The organism is Streptococcus suis (genome assembly GCF_002960445.1).
Lineage (GTDB): Bacteria > Bacillota > Bacilli > Lactobacillales > Streptococcaceae > Streptococcus > Streptococcus hyiners.
Genome location: NZ_POJD01000092.1, coordinates 1 through 355 on the forward strand (window position 1 = coordinate 1; position 355 = coordinate 355).

A 355-nucleotide genomic window follows, 5' to 3' on the forward strand; every position below is an offset into this window, starting at 1 on the left:
CAAGTTCTTACAAGAACAGGGCAAGACAGTCGCCATGGTAGGGGATGGCATCACCCTGTCTGATTACTATGACCATGCCTTTGGAAAATCCTACGGTGTGCTCATGCGGGAGTGGAATTTGCTGGCGCGTGCGGTCTTTGTCCTTAATGCCGACAATGAGATCGTCTACGTAGAATACCTAGACAATGTCAACGAACACCCAGATTATAAAGCAGCTTTAGAGGCTGTCAAATAAAAGAATATAACGGTGTTCATCTACTGACTTGCTGGTTTTTATGCTTTAAAAAATTCTTCAATATCTGCCTGTTCTATGCCAATCATGGGGTCGATGGTTAGTAGGTTGTCTACAGACAAA

The 355-nt window shown here is 43.7% G+C and carries 1 protein-coding gene; it reads left to right on the forward strand.

Annotated elements, in window-relative coordinates; translation table 11 throughout:
- Positions 1–235 (forward strand): redoxin family protein (locus C1G53_RS01845; protein WP_161941348.1); only part of this gene is annotated, 235 nt, incomplete at its 5' end.
- Between the last annotated feature and the right edge of the window lie 120 nt (positions 236–355).